General features: G+C 65.6%; 13 protein-coding genes and 1 pseudogene. 11 read left to right on the top strand and 3 right to left on the bottom strand.

Translation table 11 applies throughout. From position 1 onward, the window contains the following. Window positions 1–19 precede the first annotated feature (19 nt). Window positions 20–1,786: a hypothetical protein gene (locus tag ACSQ27_RS22795; RefSeq protein WP_436157773.1), complete on the bottom strand. Its 1,767-nt coding sequence runs from the start codon at window positions 1,784–1,786 to the stop codon at window positions 20–22. 431 nt (window positions 1,787–2,217) lie between these two features. On the opposite strand from ACSQ27_RS22795, the gene senA reads away from it, so the two are divergent. Next, window positions 2,218–3,453, top strand: coding sequence for a selenoneine synthase SenA (gene senA, locus ACSQ27_RS22790; protein WP_436157798.1), 1,236 nt, complete (start codon window positions 2,218–2,220; stop codon window positions 3,451–3,453). Between the two features lie 13 nt (window positions 3,454–3,466). Here the strand turns inward: senA and ACSQ27_RS22785 are convergent, their stop codons facing one another. Beyond that, window positions 3,467–4,576, bottom strand: coding sequence for a substrate-binding domain-containing protein (locus tag ACSQ27_RS22785; RefSeq protein ID WP_436157772.1), 1,110 nt, complete (start codon window positions 4,574–4,576; stop codon window positions 3,467–3,469). Between the two features lie 159 nt (window positions 4,577–4,735). On the opposite strand from ACSQ27_RS22785, the gene ACSQ27_RS22780 reads away from it, so the two are divergent. The 10 genes and pseudogenes from ACSQ27_RS22780 to ACSQ27_RS22735 all read left to right on the top strand — a co-directional run bounded on the left by ACSQ27_RS22780 (window position 4,736) and on the right by ACSQ27_RS22735 (window position 14,295). Next, window positions 4,736–5,485, top strand: a complete 750-nt coding sequence (locus ACSQ27_RS22780) for an ABC transporter permease (protein ID WP_436157771.1) — start codon at window positions 4,736–4,738, stop codon at window positions 5,483–5,485. Continuing rightward, window positions 5,482–6,171: an ABC transporter ATP-binding protein gene (locus tag ACSQ27_RS22775; RefSeq protein WP_436157770.1), complete on the top strand. Its 690-nt coding sequence runs from the start codon at window positions 5,482–5,484 to the stop codon at window positions 6,169–6,171. The genes ACSQ27_RS22780 and ACSQ27_RS22775 overlap by 4 nt, the downstream gene beginning before the upstream one ends. Further along, window positions 6,168–6,995 (top strand): extracellular solute-binding protein, encoded by an 828-nt coding sequence (locus ACSQ27_RS22770; RefSeq protein WP_436157769.1) that lies wholly within the window; start codon window positions 6,168–6,170, stop codon window positions 6,993–6,995. The genes ACSQ27_RS22775 and ACSQ27_RS22770 overlap by 4 nt, the downstream gene beginning before the upstream one ends. A 137-nt stretch (window positions 6,996–7,132) precedes the next feature. Beyond that, window positions 7,133–7,906, top strand: a complete 774-nt coding sequence (locus tag ACSQ27_RS22765; RefSeq protein WP_436157768.1) for a molybdate ABC transporter substrate-binding protein — start codon at window positions 7,133–7,135, stop codon at window positions 7,904–7,906. A 649-nt stretch (window positions 7,907–8,555) separates the two neighbouring features. After that, the gene (locus ACSQ27_RS22760) at window positions 8,556–8,936 is read left to right on the top strand and encodes a DUF2946 family protein (protein WP_436157767.1); all 381 of its coding nucleotides are present in this window, start codon (window positions 8,556–8,558) and stop codon (window positions 8,934–8,936) included. Between the two features lie 78 nt (window positions 8,937–9,014). Further along, window positions 9,015–11,354, top strand: a complete 2,340-nt coding sequence (locus tag ACSQ27_RS22755) for a TonB-dependent receptor (protein WP_436157766.1) — start codon at window positions 9,015–9,017, stop codon at window positions 11,352–11,354. Between the two features lie 46 nt (window positions 11,355–11,400). After that, complete coding sequence (locus ACSQ27_RS22750; RefSeq protein WP_436157765.1) at window positions 11,401–11,979, top strand: YcnI family copper-binding membrane protein; 579 nt, start codon at window positions 11,401–11,403, stop codon at window positions 11,977–11,979. Window positions 11,980–12,037: 58 nt separating this feature from the next. Next, entirely contained in the window at window positions 12,038–12,523 is a 486-nt protein-coding gene (locus ACSQ27_RS22745; protein ID WP_436157797.1) for a copper chaperone PCu(A)C, read from the top strand. 115 nt (window positions 12,524–12,638) lie between these two features. Then, complete coding sequence (locus ACSQ27_RS22740; RefSeq protein ID WP_436157764.1) at window positions 12,639–13,382, top strand: type IV toxin-antitoxin system AbiEi family antitoxin domain-containing protein; 744 nt, start codon at window positions 12,639–12,641, stop codon at window positions 13,380–13,382. Continuing rightward, window positions 13,379–14,295, top strand: a pseudogene (locus ACSQ27_RS22735) (nucleotidyl transferase AbiEii/AbiGii toxin family protein). Before ACSQ27_RS22740 ends, ACSQ27_RS22735 begins: the two are co-directional and overlap by 4 nt. Before the next feature lie 3 nt (window positions 14,296–14,298). Here ACSQ27_RS22735 and ACSQ27_RS22730 read toward each other — a convergent pair. Continuing rightward, on the bottom strand, window positions 14,299–15,462 hold the full coding sequence (locus tag ACSQ27_RS22730; RefSeq protein WP_436157763.1) for a helix-turn-helix domain-containing protein: 1,164 nt from the start codon (window positions 15,460–15,462) through the stop codon (window positions 14,299–14,301). Between the last annotated feature and the right edge of the window lie 55 nt (window positions 15,463–15,517).

Genomic DNA, 15,517 nt, shown 5'->3' with positions numbered 1-15,517 from the left:
TGGGCAGCTTTGAACCTGCTTACTGGTCCTTGTCCGCCTTGAGTTCGCCCTTGGCGGCATCGTAGACAAACAGGCGTTTGGCCAGCGCCGGCTGGTAGTTGAGCATGTCGATCAGGAAGCTCAGCGCGCCCAGGTTGTTGCCGAGGCGGTCGAAGACGCCGGCCGCGTGGGCCTGCTGTTCGTCGGCGCCGGGCTTGAGCATGCGCTCGACCAGCTCGCGCATGTGCGTCACCGCCAGCGCCGCCTGGTCCAGTCCCAGCATGGAGAGCACGCCCTGCATCTGCGCCAGCTGCCCCGGCACCACGGTCAGCAGCTTGGTGTCTTCGGGTGTGCGGAAAAACTGGTCCAGCGATTTTTCCAATGCGGCCAGGGAGGAGTGCAGCTCACCGACCACGCTGCCCATGGTCTGCTTGTCGTTGACGCGCTGGTAGAGCTGCTCCATCCAGGATTCCAGGGGCTGCGCCTTTCCGCCCTTGCGCGCGCTCTCGAGCCGCTCGGCGAGCCGCGCCGTGCGCGCCCACAGCTGGGGGTCGTTGGGATCGAAGTCGTCGAACACGGCCTCCAGGAAGAGCACGGCGGTGGCGAATTCGAGCCCCAGTTCGGGGCTGGGGGCCTGGCCGGAGCTGACCGTGCTTTCAATCACGCGCCCCATGGCGCGCGCCAGCGCTTCGCTGGGCGGGTGCAGCTTGACCAGCGAATCCGTCACCAGGCTGAACTGGTCGGTCAGCGCCTTGAATTTGCCGAGGTCGCCCGCGGTCGCCGCGGACCAGGTTTCCTTGGCCGAGCTGATGCGTTTGCGGGCCTGGGCGATCAGGGCCGGCGCGAAGCGGCCGAACTGCAGCGATTCATAGTCGACCGGCTTGAAGCGTTTCAAGCCGTAGGCCGTGCGCACGGCCGACAGCACGGGCGAGTCGGCGGCGCGCTGGACCTTGGCCTGGGAACACAGGAAGAGCAGGTCTTCGGCGAGCCGGGCCGAGGCCTCCGTGCCCTTGGCCAGCCACACGTATTGCAGCAGCACGCGCAGGGTTGCGCGCTTGACGTAGAGGTCGACGTTCAGCAGGCCCTGCGCCAGCGCCTCGAAAAAGCCGGCGGCGATTTTCCAGAAGGTCCGGGCCTCGATGCCGGTTTGTGTCCACGCAAAACCCAGGCAGATGTCGCTGAGGCTGCGCGCCGCCTCCGGGTCGCCGGTGCGTATCAGGGTCAGCATCAGCTTGTCGAGCAACTGCCTGGACTCGTCGCCGTACTCGCGGGCCGGGGCGGTGATGTCCAGCACCGGCTCGATCCAGCGCCACTCGAAAACCCAGAGGTCGGCGGGGTGGACGCGGTCGGCGCCGACCAGGCCCTGGATGTCGCGGTACTGGGGGAACAGGGAGACCGCCGAGCCCGGTTTGCCGGCCAGGACGTTTTCCAGGTAGTGGACGATGGAGAAGCCGGCGAGCTCGATCTTGCCCACGGCGTCCGGGGTGCACAGCGCCGGCGACTGGATGAATTTCTGCACCGCCGTTTCCATGGCGCGCAGCACCAGCGCCGGGGCGCTCATGCCCACCATCTCGAGCGCGCCCACGGCCTGGTGCAGCTGCTGGCGCGCGGTGCGCAACTGGGTCGCGTCCAGGGCGCCGATGTCGGATTCCTTCCCGGCCTCGGCCTCGCGCACAAAACGTTTGAGGGCCTTGGTCGAGCCTTCCAGCGATTTGCGCAACTCTTCCAGCACCCAGGCCAGGGGCCCGAGATCCAGCAAGGTCATGTCGAGTTCGGCGGGCGATGAATTCAGGTCGTGTACTTGCATGGAGGTCGGATCGGTGAGGGACTGGAGGTCGGATCGTGGGAATTGTGGAAAGCGTGGATCTGGGGGCCAACGCTGCGCCTCAAGACCCCTTCCTCCAATTGCAGGAGGGCTGGGCGCAGTCTATCCGTGTCCTTGCCGAATCAGAAGGGGAAAATACGGATGGATTAACCCGGACCGACCGGCGGTGCCGCGGGCGCGACAGACAGGCGCCGGCCGCCGGAAACGCGTGATGCACGCTATTGGCTTATAGCCGCCAGGACGGCCGTGTCTCTGCTATTCTGGCCTTAACGCGTGCGCGGTGTGATGGCGCCTTGTTGGCGGCCATCACCACCGGGCACGGCAGGACGGCAGCCTTGGCTTCAGACGCTACACCAAATTCATTACCCTCCTCATCGCCGGCCGCGGCAGGCGCCCTGACGGACTCGCCCGCGATGCGCAGCGCGGGCCGTGACCCGCTGTCGCTGGCACTGATGGATGCGCGCAACAACACCCTGCACCTGTTCGCGCAATACCAGCATGCGCTGGAGGCCGGCTTCACCGTGCCGCGGCTGGCCAACGTGAACCCGCCCCTGTGGGAACTCGGCCATGTGGGCTGGTTCCAGGAATGGTGGATTGCCCGCAACATGCAGCGCGCCCTCGGCGCGCGCTGCGCGCCCGCGCACACCCGGCTCGCCTCCATAGAGCCGAACGCGGACCGCTGGTGGAGCGCGCAGGTGCCGCACGCCATGCGCTGGACGCTGGACCTGCCCGACATGGCGAATTGCCGGGCCTACCTGCTGGACACGCTGGAAGGCACGCTGGACCTGCTCGAAAAAACCGCCCCTGCCGGTGGCCGGGGGGAGGGCGGCGACGACGCGCTGTATTTCTACCGCCTCTGCCTGTTCTTCGAGGACATGCGCGGCGAAGCGCTGGTGCGCAGCGCGCAGACCCTGGGCCTGGCGCTGGACAAAGCTTTGCAGGAGGCCTTCACACCGGCGCCCATGGCACTGCGCGATCCCCTGTTGATCCCGGCCACGGTGTGGCAGATGGGCAGCGCATCAGGCGTGGGGTTTGCCTTCGACAATGAGCAGGCGGTGCATGCCGTCAGCGTGCCGGAGTTCGAGATCGACGCCCAGCCCGTCAGCTGGGCGCAGTATGTGGAATTCGTCGGCGACGGTGGCTACGACCGAGAGGAACTCTGGCACCCGGACGGCTGGCGCTGGCTCCAGGGCCAGGCCGCGGGCGAAGGCCGGCGCGGCCCGCGCTACGTCGACCAGATCGGCATCTCCAGCGGCGCGGTGATACAGAACCGTTTCGGCGTGCCGCGCCGCATGCAGGGCAGCCAGCCGGCGATGCACATGAGCTGGTGGGAGGCCGATGCCTGGTGCCGCTGGGCCGGGCGCCGCCTGCCGGCTGAAGTCGAGTGGGAACTGGCCGCCCATACGGCGGCGCGGCGCGGTTTTAAATGGGGTGATGTCTGGGAGTGGGTGGGCAGCAGCTTCAGGCCTTATCCGGGTTTTGTCCCCGGCCCCTGGCAGGCCTATTCGCAGCCGCGCTTCGGCACGCACAAGGTGTTGCGCGGCGCTTCTTTTGCGACACGCGCGCGCATGAAAACCCCCAGGCACCGCGGCTTTGCCCTGCCGGACCGGGACGATTTGTTCTGCGGCTTCCGTTCCTGCGCGCTGTGAAAGCGGGGGGGCTCTAGGCCCTGCCGGGCTTTTCCTTGCGGAAGGTCCACCAGGGCAGGGTGGCGCGCAGCGACAGCACCTTGCCGCTCTGGGCCTGCTGGCCGCTGTAACCGGGCAGTTCTTCCAGCGTGGCCTGCCAGTCGCGGCTCTGCAGTTCGGTAAGCAGCGCCTGCACCTGCGGCGTGGGCAGCTCGGACTTCAGGCAGACCAGGTGGTAGCGCTCCTGCGCCAGCGGCACAAAGCCCAGGCCTTTTTCGCGCGCCGCCGCCTCGATGCCCAGGCCCGCGTCGGCCGCGTCGCTGGCGACGGCCTGGGCCACGGCCGTGTGCGAAGGTTCCTGGCGCGGGTAGCCCGTGATCGCGGAAGCGGCCACACCGGCTTTGGCCAGCAGCTCGTCGAGCAGCACGCGTGTGCCCGTGCCTTCGGCGCGGTTGACGTAACGCAGGCCGGGCCGCGCCAGGTCGGCGATGCCGGTGATGCCCAGCGGATTGCCCTTGGCCACGATCAGGCCCTGGGTGCGGTGGGCGAACCCGATCAGCTTGTGCAGGCCGGGTTTGAGCAGGTTGCGGTAGCTGCGCGCGGTGACCGACTGGCTGCCCGGCTGCTCCAGCGTGTGGAAGCCGGCCATCATGCAGCGCCCGGCGTTCAGCGCCGCGATCGCATCCACGCTGCCCATGAAGCGGATGTCCAGGTGCAAGCCGCGCGCGCCGGCCTGTTCGCGCAAGGCGGACAGCGCCGCATCGTGGCTGGCATACAGCGTGAGCACATGGGCATCGTCGTCAAAGGCCGTGGAAAAGGCGCGCTCGATGTCGCTGGTCAGGGCTTCGATCTGCGGCGCCAGCCGGGCCTGCGCCTGGCGCTCGGCCCACAGCAGCTTCTCGCCGAACTCGGTGAGCCGCGCGCGCTGGCCCTTGTCCCAGACGATGAGCTCGCGCCCCAGCGTCTGCTCCCAGTCCTTGAGCGCTCCCCAGACGTGGCGGTAGGACAGGTCCAGCGCTTTGGAGGCTTTGGAGATGGAGCCCTGCTCGCGCACCGCGTGGAGCAGGTCCATCAGCGGATTGCGTATCAGCGCGCTTTTGCCGCGCTGCGGCGTGAGCAGGTAGGAGAGTTCGACTTTGTGCATGGCGGGGCGGAAGTGGCTCGATTATGAGTGCAGGGGCGGGCGGGGCCGGGAGGCGAAGGGCAATCCGCCGCGCAACCTATGCAAACCCATTCATAGCGATGATTCCTGATGTAAATCAAGGACTTAGGCCCTAGGCTAGAGTGCTCCCCAAAACTGCCAATGAACACTTTCTCCGACAGCGCCGCCACGGCCTTCTCCCTCATCACCTCGCTTGACCCCGTGCTGGCCAGCATCGTCGGCCGCTCGCTGGCCGTGAGCGCGTCGGCTTGCGTGATCGCCTGCGGCGGCGGCCTGCTGCTGGGCGCCTGGCTGGGCGTGTCGCGCTTTCGCGGCCGCGGCGCGGTGCTGGCGCTGCTCAACACCGCGCTGGCGCTGCCCTCGGTGGTGGTGGGGCTGGTGGTGTATTTGCTGCTGTCGCGCACCGGGCCGCTGGGTTTTCTGGGCTGGCTGTTTTCCTTCAAGGCCATGGTGCTGGCCCAGGCCGTGCTGGTGCTGCCGGTGGTCACCGCGCTGGTGCGCCAGGCGATCGAGGATGCCGACCGCAGCCACGGCGAGCAGTTCCAGTCGCTGGGCGCGGGCCGCTTCGTGCGCGGCCTGATCCTGCTGTGGGACGAGCGCTACGCCTTGCTCACGGTGCTGATCACCGCCTTCGGCCGGGCCGTCTCGGAGGTCGGCGCGGTGATGGTGGTGGGCGGCAACATCGACGGCTTTACGCGCGTGATGACCACCGCGATCGCGCTGGAAACCAGCAAGGGCGACCTGCCGCTGGCGCTGGCCCTGGGCATGGTGCTGCTGGGCGTGGTGCTGCTGCTCAACATCCTGATCGCGGGTGTGCGGCGCTGGCGCGAACAGTTCGACGACCGCCTGCCGGATCCGGCCAGCCTGGCCGCGCAGGGAGGGCCCGCATGACGCAGCTCTTCAACCTGCACGGTGTCGGCGTGCGCTTCGGCCGCGTTCATGCGCTCAGCGATTGCACATTGCGCATCCAGGCCGGCGAACGGCTGGCGCTGGTGGGCTCCAACGGCAGCGGAAAAAGTACCTTGTTGCGAACCCTCAACGGCCTGGTCCGTCCCGTGGCCGGCAGCCTGCAGCATGACGCGCAGGCGCGCCAGGCCATGCTGTTCCAACGGCCTTACATGCTGCGCGCCAGCGTGCTGCACAACGTGGCCCTGGGCCTGTGGCTGGGCGGTGTGCGCTGGCGCGAGGCCAAGGCGCAGGCCCTGGCGGCGCTGGCGCGCGTGGGCCTGGAACACCTGGCCACGCGCAACGCCAAGGCCCTGTCGGGCGGGCAGCAGCAGCGCGTAGCGCTGGCACGGGCCTGGGCGCTCAAGCCGCAGGTGCTGCTGCTCGACGAGCCCACCGCCAGCCTGGACCCCTCTGCCAAGCGCGAAGTCGAACGCCTCATGGCCGAGTTCGCCGATGCCGGCATGACGCTGATCTTCAGCAGCCACAACCTGGGCCAGGTCAAACGCCTGGCGCAGCGCGTGATTTACCTGGAGCAGGGCCGGCTGGTGGCCGACCTGCCGGTGGCGGAATTTTTCAACGGACCCGTCCCCGCCGCGGCGGAAGCATTTTTAAAAGGAGAACTCGCATGATGACCTTGAAGACCCTCAGGACACTCGTTCTGGTCCCGCTGGCCATGGCGGCCACGCTGGCCGTGGCGCAAACCGGCACCATCGTGATGGCGTCCACCACCTCGACCGAGCAGTCGGGCCTGTTCCCCCACCTGCTGCCCGAATTCAAGAAGGCCACCGGCATAGACGTCAAGGTGGTGGCCGTCGGCACCGGCCAGGCCATCGACATGGGACGGCGCGGCGACGCCGACGTGCTGTTCGTGCACGACCAGGTCGCCGAAGAGAAAGTCGTGGCCGAAGGCTTTGCGATCAAGCGCTTCCCGGTCATGTACAACGACTTCGTGCTGGTGGGCCCCGCGGCCGACCCGGCCAAAGCCAAAGGCAAGGACATCGTCGAGGCCCTGAAAAAACTCAGCGCGGCGAATGCCAATTTTGTCTCGCGCGGCGACAAGAGCGGCACCCACGCGGCTGAGCTGCGCTACTGGAAAAACGCCGGCATCGAAACACCGGCCGACAAGCCGGCGTTCGCCAACTACAAGGCCTGCGGCTGCGGCATGGGCCCGGCGCTCAACATCGCGGCCAGCAGCGGCGGCTATGTGCTGGCCGACCGCGGCACCTGGCTGTCCTTCAAGAACCGCGGCGACCTGGCCGTTTTGGTCGAAGGCGACACGCGGCTGTTCAACCAGTACGGCGTGATGGTGGTGAACCCTGCGAAGCACCCGCAGACCAAGGTAGTCGAAGCCCAGAAATTTGTGGATTGGGTGATTTCGCCTGCGGGGCAGGGGGTGATTGCTGGCTACAAGATCAATGGGGAGCAGTTGTTCTTCCCTAACGCCACCAAATGAGTTCCCCCCTGCCCAGGCTCACTGCGTGTAGCCTGTTCCCCCCTCGAGGGGGCGACGCCTGCGGTCTGGCAAAGCCAGTCCCGCGGCGCCTGCTGGCCTGGATTGCTGCTGTGCTTGTTTTTTCAGGAGGCTTGACTATGGCGCATGCCCAGTCGCCCGCAGCATCTGCTGAAGGTGCCGCGCCTCTGCGCGTTTACGCTGCGGGCAGCCTGCGCGAAGCGCTCACGGAGATTGCGCGTGTTTATGAATCACGCACGGGGCTCAAAACCCAGTTGACCTTTGGCGCGTCCGGCCTGCTGCGTGAGCGTATTGAAAAAGGCGAGCCGGCGCAGGTGTTCGCATCGGCGGACACGCAACATCCGCAGCGCCTGCATTCCATGGCCGGCAGCACGTGGGCACAACCCACCCTGTTCGTGCGCAACCAGCTGTGCGCGCTGGCCGTGCCGGCGCTCAAGGCCGAACCGGACCGGCTGCTGGACCTGATGCTGGACCCGGCCGTCAAGCTAGGTACCTCCACGCCCAAAGCAGACCCGTCGGGCGACTATGCCTGGGCGCTGTTCCGCAAGGCCGATGCCCTCAGGCCCGGTGCTTACGCAGCGCTGGACGCCAAGGCCCTCAAGCTCACCGGCTCGCCCGAGACGCCCCCGCCCCCGCCCGGCCGGAGCGTCTATGAGTGGCTGATCAGCGAAGGCCGCGCCGACCTCTTCCTGACTTATTGCACCAATGCCGTTGCGGTGCAGAAGGAGTTGCCCCGCATGAGCGTGGTGCAGATTCCGGCCGCCTTGCAGGTGAGTGCGGCTTATGGGTTGACTGTGCGGGGTGGGGATGTGGCGGCAGGGGAGTTTGCCGGCTTCTTGCTGTCGGCGTCGGCGCAGGAGGTGTTTCGCCGATTTGGCTTCGGCGCGCCTTGAGGCAGGGTCTTGCGCCGGCAGCGCGCTCCCTTTCCTCTGTGCTCTCTTCTAAGTTTTGTTGGCCGGGGGTTGCCCGGCAGCAAGTAACTTTCTTTTGCTTCGCCAAAAGAAAGTCACCAAAGAAAAGGCGACCCGCAGTCTGGGTCCCTGCGCTTCGCTCCGGGCAACCTGCGGTGCTCGAGCCAAGCGGGGTCCGGCTAAACTCGCTTCGCTCAGACAACGCCGGCCCTGATCCGCTTGTCTCTGCTCTCCTCGGCCCAGCCAGGACGGGGCAATCGGGATCGGGGACAAAACACAAAGAATCAAACCAAGATAAACAAGGACTCGCCACGGCGAGTCCTTGTTTCTTAGGTATTGGTATTCATTCCCCACCCCTTGTGGATGCGCCGAGGAGCGGAGGTTCAGGCGGATCAGGGATCGCGTTGTTTGAGCCGAAGGCGAGTTTAGCGAGACCCCGCCTGAACCGAGCACCGCAGGTTGCCCGTAGCGAAGCGAAGGGACGCAGCAACCAGGGTCGCCTTTTCTTTTGCTTACTTTTCTTTTGGCGAAGCAAAAGAAAAGTGAGTAGCCGCCGGGCTACCCCCGGCCAACAGCCCTCAGCAAAGAGCGCAAAGGCCGGAGCAAGAACCGGCCTGCCTATAATCCCCCCGTGCCCCACCACCCCACCTCGCGAAAAACCCTCCCCGTATGGGAACGCCTAGCCACCTGGCTGGCCTTCCTGGCGGTGTTGTCGGCGCTGTGGGCACCGGTGTCCATGCTGGCCCAGGATGTGCAGACCGGCAAGCTGGGCGGTATCTGCAGCATCAACACCGCTTCATCCAGCGCCAGCGGTGATGCCGCCGACGGCGATGCGGGTTCCACGGGCCTGCGCTGTGACCTGTGCGCTTCGCCGGGCCTGGTGCTGCCGCCTTTGCCGGTGGCCGCTGCTCCCTGTTTTTCCGGCGACTATGTTGCCGTGGCGGATGTCCCGGTAAGTGCCGGCGCCGCCGTCCCCGGGCTGCCCTTCAGCCGCGGGCCGCCCGCACTCTGAATTGAACCGCCTCGCCTGAGGCCTTCCCGCGCGCGGCCTTGCTGCTGCGCGTCCGTTCATTTCAGAGTGTGAGTTTTCATGAACCTTTCCCGTACACCGTGCGCGCTTGCCTGGCGCGGCGCCACGGCCCTGGCCTTCCCCTTGGCGGCTTTCGCGCAGGCGCCGTCGGCCGACGCGCCGGCCAAATCCCTGGGCGTGGTCACCGTCAACAGCGGCCAGCCGACCTCCTTGCCCACGCAGATCCCGACCACCATCGAAGGCATCACGCGCGAGCAGATCGCGCAGACCATCAACGCCACCGACAGCGAAGACGCGCTCAAGTACTTCCCCAGCCTGCTGGTGCGCAAGCGCTACATCGGCGACTACAACCACGCCATCCTGTCCAGCCGGGCCTCGGGCACCGGCAACAGCGCGCGTTCGGCGGTGTATGCCGACGGCATCCTGCTGTCCAACTACCTGGGCAACGGGATCGCCAACGGCACCAATTACGCGCCGCGCTGGGGGCTGGTCACGCCCGAGGAAATCGAGCGGGTCGACGTGCTCTACGGCCCGTTCTCGGCGGCCTACCCGGGCAACTCGGTGGGCGCGGTGGTGGATTACGTCACGCGCATGCCCACGCAATTCGAGGCACACGCCAAGCTCAGCGGCTTCACGCAGGACTTCAAGCTCTACGGCACCCACAGCAGCTTCAGCGGCAGCCAGGCCAGCGCCTCGCTGGGCAGCCGCAGCGGCGACTGGTCCTGGTTCATCAACGCCAACCGCACCGAAAGCGCGGGCCAGCCGCTGACCTTCGCCACGCGCACACTGAGTGCGGCGGCGCCCGCGGCCGGCGCCACCGTGGTGAGCGGCGCGGTGCCCGGGCTCAATACACGCAATGTGCCCTGGCTGCTGCTGGGCGGCGCCACGCAGTACGAGACGCGGCAGGAACACCTCAAGCTCAAGGTCGCCTACGATTTTTCGTCCACGGTGCGCGCCAGCTACACGCTGGGCTACTGGAAGAACGATGCCGAGAACCGCTCGCAAAGTTATCTGCGCGACGCGGCGGGTACCCCGGTGTACAGCGGAAACGTCAGCATCAACGGCCGGGGCTACACGCTGGCGGCCAGCGACTTCGGCGTCAGCAACGAAGCCCTGACGCATCTGATGCATGGCCTGTCGGTCAAGTCGAACACGCAAGGCGTGTGGGATTGGGAAGTCTCGGCCAGCCTGTATGACTACCAGAAGGACCAGGTCCGCGCGGCCACCACCGCGCAGCCGGGCGCGCTGAATGGCGGGGCCGGCACCTTGCAGGACCAGGGCGGCACGGGCTGGAACACGCTGGCCTTCAAGGGCATCTGGCGGCCTGAGGGCATCAAGGGCGCACACATCGTGGACTTCGGCTTCCAGCAGGATAGCTACACGCTGCGCATCCTCAAATCCGCGGCGGCCAACTGGCTCAATAGCGGGCCGGGCGCCGTGGTCAGCGACGTGGGCGGCAAGACCCGCTTGCGCAGCGTCTATGCGCAGGATGCCTGGGCCTTCGCGCCCAAGTGGAAAACCGTGCTGGGCGCGCGGCTGGAGAACTGGACGGCCTCCGGCGGCTTCACCAGCTTCGGCGCGGGCAATCCGGCCAACACCGGTTATGCGGCGCGCAGCGAGAGCGCTGTTTCGCCCAAGGCGGCGCTGTCCTACCAGTGGTCGGCCGACACCACACTCAAGGCCTCCGCCGGCCGCGCCGTGCGCTTCCCCACGGTGGGCGAGCTGTACGGCGCGACGGCCAGCGTCAATTCGCAGTACATCAACGACCCGAATTTGCGGCCCGAGAAATCCTGGACCACCGAGCTGACGGCGGAAAAAGACCTGGGCAACGCCTTGCTGCGCCTGACCTTCTTCACCGAGAACACGCGCGACGCGCTGTATTCGCAAACCACCTTCGACCCCGTCGCCAACAGCAACATCAGCCGCGTGCAAAACGTTGGGCGCATCAAGACACAAGGTGTGGAAGTCGCCTTCAGCGGCAACGACGTGCTCAAAAAAGGGCTGGACCTGAGCGGCAGCGTGACCTACGCTGATTCACGCATCAAGGACAACAGCGGCTTTGTGGCGGTGGCCGGCGACACGCTGGGCAAATACCAGCCGCGCGTGCCGGTGTGGCGCGCGACGGCATTGGCCAGTTACCGCTTCGACGCGGCCTGGACGGCCACGGTGGGCGCGCGCTACAGCGGCAAGCAGTATTCCAGCCTGGACAACAGCGACGTCAACGGTTTTGCCTACCAGGGCACCAGCAAGTACTTCACGACCGACGTGCGCGTTCGCTACCAGGCCGGCAAGCAGTGGAGCGCGGCCGTCGGCATCGACAACCTGAACAACTACCAGTACTGGAATTTCCACCCCTATCCGCAGCGGACCCTGATGGCCGAACTCAATTTCAGCCTTTGACCCGCTGCTTTTCGTTTTTAAATTTTTATCGTCACCAAGGATGAACATGAACTACCTGAACACGCTTAAAACCCTCGCCGCTTCCGTGCGCCCCTGCTGGGCTGCGAGTGCCTTGCTGCTCGCTGTCTCGCTGCCTGCCGCCGCCCACGTCACGCTGGAATACCAGGTGGCCAATGCCGGCAGCTATTACAAAGGGACCTTCAAGGTTGGGCACGGTTGCGGCAACTCGCCGGTCAAGCAGATCGTGGTCACGATTCCCGCGGGTGTGCAGGGCGCCAAGCCCATGCCCAAAGCCGGCTGGACGCTGGAAGTCACGCGTGAAAAACTGGCCCAGCCGCGGCAGGACCATGGAAAGGCGATTACCGAGGAAGTGTCCCGCATCAGCTGGACGGCCAAGACCCCGGCCGACTACCTGCAGAACGACTGGTACGACGAGTTTGTGCTGCAGGCCAAGCTGCCCGCCAAGCCCGGCATGTTGTACTGGCCGGTGATGCAGGTCTGTGAAGAGGGCAAGGTCGACTGGGCGGAAGTGCCCAAGCCGGGCCAGAAACCATCGGAGCTGAAAAATCCCGCCGCGGCACTGGAGCTGATGCCCGCGGGCGGTGGCGGTGAGCACAATCACTGAGTGGGTGCGGCCTTTTTTTCTAAATCAATCACCGTTCAAGGAGAACCTTCACATGAACATGACATTCGCAAAATTCCCCAAAGCCGTCCTGATGCTGTCACTGGCGCTGGGCGGCATGGCCGCCCTGGCGCAGACCGCCGCCGTCCAGGTCGATGGCGCCTGGGCGCGCGCCACCGTGCAGGGCCAGAAGGGCACCGGCGCTTTTATGAGCCTGACCGCCAGGGACGCGACCCGGCTGGTGGGCGTGTCGTCGCCGGTCGCGGGCGTGGCCGAAGTGCATGAAATGAAGATGGAGGGCGACGTCATGAAAATGCGCGCGTTGCCATCGCTGGAACTGCCCGCCGGTAAAAAGGTGGAGCTCAAGCCGGGCGGCTACCACGTCATGCTGATGGACCTGAAAGCGCCGCTGGCCAAGGACAGCACGGTTCCCGTGACCCTGCTGTTCAAGGATGCCAAGGGCGTGGAAAGCCGGCTGGAGCTGAAGTTGCCGGTGACCACTACCGCGCCGGGCGCAACCGGCGCCGCGGCTGAGCACAAGCACTGAGCGAGAAGTGGTGATTTGAATGAAAATTTCGCAATAATTACTATTCTGTAGCGTTAATTGATGAAATTTCATTCGATTCCTTGAATCTGAATAAAAAAACTGCGATAGTTGATCTGTGAAGTCAACTGATCAAGATTTTTCATTCAAGAAAATGCTGGCGGTCCTGCCTCGGGCAGAACCGTTGGACGTGGCCGACCTGAAGGAAAAAGGCCTCAGCCCATCCCATGCTTCTCACCTTGCGAAGGCCGGGTGGCTGACCCATCTGGGTCGTGGCGTTTACATGCTGCCCGGCGATACGTTGAGCCGGGACGGATGTCTTGCCTATCTCATGCGCCGCAATGCCGGCCTGCATGTCGGGGCTAAGACGGCTCTCGCATGGCGCGGCGTTAAACACAACATCGCCTTCCGGGAAACCATCGCGCTCTGGGGGGAACAGCCGATGCGCCTTCCCGCCTGGCTGGTGAGTCGCTTTGAGTGCAGCTACCAGACAACTCGCCTGTTTGGCGCCGGGATGCCGTCCGGTTTCGGCTTGCAGTCTTTGCCCGGTGGCCATCCCTCTGTCCTGGTCTCGGTTCCCGAACGCGCCATGCTGGAACTGCTCAGCGACGTCGGCAAGACAGAATCGCTGCAGGACGCTCGCCAGCTCGCTGAGAGCGCGCGCAACCTGCGCGCGTCCGTCCTCGAAACACTGCTAACGCATACCACGCGCACAAAGGTGGTTCGCCTGGCACGCGCTTTGTCGGAGGAGCTTGACCTGCCCTGGGCCGCTATCGCCAGGAAAAGCAGCGAAGCCAAAGGAGGCGGGTCGCGATGGATCGCTGTTTCCAGAAACGGTGAAAGGCTGGACCTTAAACCATGAAGCAGGAATACATCGACACGGTCCGCCTGCTGATCGACATTGCTCCGGAGGTTTTCAAGTCGCCCCGCTTTGCGATGAAAGGCGGAACGGCACTCAATTTATTTGTGCAGGACATGCCGCGCCTGTCCGTCGACATTGATGTGGTTTTCACCGACCACACGCTGTCGCGCGATGATGCGCTGCAAGCCATCGAGAGCGACTTGAAGGACGCGGCCGTCATTCTCGAAAGGCGCGGGTACGAGGTCACCGTGCCGCGAAAGCCCAATGGCGAAGACGTGAAACTTTTTGTGCGCGGCGATACGACTGAAGTGAAGATCGAGGTTAACCACGTCTTTCGCGGCACTCTGCTGCCCGTCAAGGCGGTTGCGCTCTCACCGGCAGCGCAGGAGATGTTTACGGCGGAGCTTTCGGTGCCGATGCTGGATCGGGCCGAAATCTACGGCAGCAAGCTTGTTGCGGCCAGGATCGCCAGCACCCCCGAGACATCTTCGATGTCTTGAAGATGTATGAAAAATTCGGCCTGGACAGTGCCTTCGTGGAGTGCTTTGTCGCTTATCTCGCGGGACATAACAGGCCTGTTCATGAAGTTCTTTTCAGTGCCGATGCCCCCTTCGAGACGATTTACGAGAATCATTTCAAAGGCATGACCAGCGAAGAGATCTCTCTTGAGACTCTTTTAAAGGTTCGCGCCGACCTGAAAAGAGATTTACCAAAGGCACTCACACATCAGCACAAAGACTTTCTCCTTTCACTGGCCAAGGCGGAACCAGCATGGGAACTCATGCCGTTTGTCCATCTGAAAGACCTTCCCGCTCTGAAGTGGAAGCTCGCCAATCTGGAAAAACTGAAATCGGCAAAACGTCCGGTATTCGACCAACAGTACTCGCTGCTGGCAGAACGCTTCGGAGACTAGCGGTTAACCGCGCTTGCCCGGGCCCAGCCGGCGGTACACCGTGGCCCGGCTCACGCCCAATGCTTTGGCGGCCTGCAGCACATTGCCGCGCGCATCGCTGACGGCCTTGCGGATCAGCGCGGTTTCAAGTTCCTTGAGCGGCCGGCCTGAATCGCCCGAAGGCGGCAATTGCAGCGAGGCGGGCGCGGCTTCGCGGCCCGCCAGCACCGGCAGCGCATGCAGGCGCAGGCCTGTCCACAGCGGTGCCTCCAGCACGCCGCCCTGCGGGGGGCTGCGGCGCTGCGCCGCGTCAAACAACATTTCAAAAGGCATGGCAAACAGCTCGCTGCAATGCAGCATGCCGTCGGCCGTGGCGCCCAGGCGCGAGACCATTTGCCGCGCCGCCGGATTGGCGCCGGTGACGCAGCCGTCGTCGTCCACGCAGACCAGGCCGTCGGTGTCGTCGCCGAGCACCCGGCCCGGCCAGTTGAGCCGGATCAGCAGGGCATGGGGCCGGCCCAGCGTGAGCGCGTTCTCGATGCTGCGCGCGGACTGCGCGACCAGGTGCTTGAGTTCGGGCCGCTCGGCCGCTTCGATGCCGGTCAGGTCCAGCATGCCGGCGCAGTGCCCGTCGGGGCCGAACAGCGGCGCGCCGGCGCAGCTGTAGACCGAGGTCGCGTCGAAGAAGTGCTCGCCGCGGTGCAGCCAGACCGGCTGCAGCTCGGTCAGCGCCGCGCCTATGGCGGTGGTGCCCACGCGCGTCTCCGACAGGTCGGTGCCTATGCGCGTAATGAGGTCGGCGCGGCTGTCGCCGCGGTCTATCGGGCCGTTGACGTCGACCACCACACCGGCCTGGTTGGTCAGGATGGCGAAGTAACGGGTGTCGGCAATCGCGCGCCCCAGGCGCTCCAGGGTGGGCTTGGCGGCCTGCACCAGCTGGTGGTTGGCGTCCTGGTGGCGCCGTGTTTCGGCGGCGGGCAGGATGTCGAAGGAGGGGGGGTGTTCGGGGCGCTGGCCGCTGGCCAGGCAGCGCAGCCAGGAGCGCTCTATCCAGCTTTCCAGGGCCGGTGCGGCATCGGCGGCCCCGGCTTCGCCGTACAGCACCGCCTGCCGGGCATGCCCTATGCGCGCCAGCCGGTCCTGGCCGCCCGTTGCGTGGGCGGTATGAAGGGAGGTCATGGAAGCCATGGCCGATTGTGGCCAATTCCGGCGGCTTGCGGTAGCCAGGGGTTTTGCCTGACTG

It is taken from the genome of Polaromonas sp. LjRoot131, from assembly GCF_964252805.1.
Taxonomy (GTDB): domain Bacteria; phylum Pseudomonadota; class Gammaproteobacteria; order Burkholderiales; family Burkholderiaceae_C; genus Polaromonas.
The sequence above is the reverse complement of the archived record's forward strand: the minus strand, read 5'-3'. Positions and strand labels throughout refer to the sequence as shown.